Source organism: Alistipes sp. AM16-43, from assembly GCF_003435745.1.
GTDB lineage: Bacteria > Bacteroidota > Bacteroidia > Bacteroidales > Rikenellaceae > Alistipes > Alistipes onderdonkii.
Map to the genome: position 1 here is coordinate 3750 of NZ_QTUQ01000018.1, position 457 is coordinate 4206.

General features: G+C 52.1%; 1 protein-coding gene. It reads left to right on the forward strand.

Annotated elements, in window-relative coordinates:
* Positions 1-364: hypothetical protein (locus DW189_RS14105; RefSeq protein ID WP_259295448.1), on the forward strand; the 364-nt coding region annotated here is incomplete at its 5' end.
* Positions 365-457 lie beyond the last annotated feature (93 nt).

Here is a 457-nt window from a genome sequence, read left to right on the forward strand (position 1 = left end):
GGAAGCCGCACGTCTTGTTTCCGAACAATGCGGAACGGTTCTGAACACGATCCGAACGACTCTCAGCGAAGAATCCGAGGTAGACTGGCATTTCGACAAACATCCCCGGCTTGCAATCCGGGAAGTAATCGCTCTTCCGGAGACTCTCGACGGGGAGAAGCTGCCGCGCGTGGGAGTCTTCCATCCCGGGCAGCGTGTCTTCCGGAGCGATCCCGACTATGAAATGTCCGGTTGTTGTGTCGTCTGTTCGGGTAATGACGATAAGGAGACACCCTCCGACAAGGATCTTATCCTGATCTGCTGCTCAGACTCGGAAACTGAAGTCTATCCATGCGAACTACGTCCCATATCCGATAATCATTAAAGACACCTTCAAATGAACATGCAGGAATCCGATTTCCGGAGTGCGCTGGAAATCATCACCCGAAACAACAGAATCACTGTGTCGTTCAACACA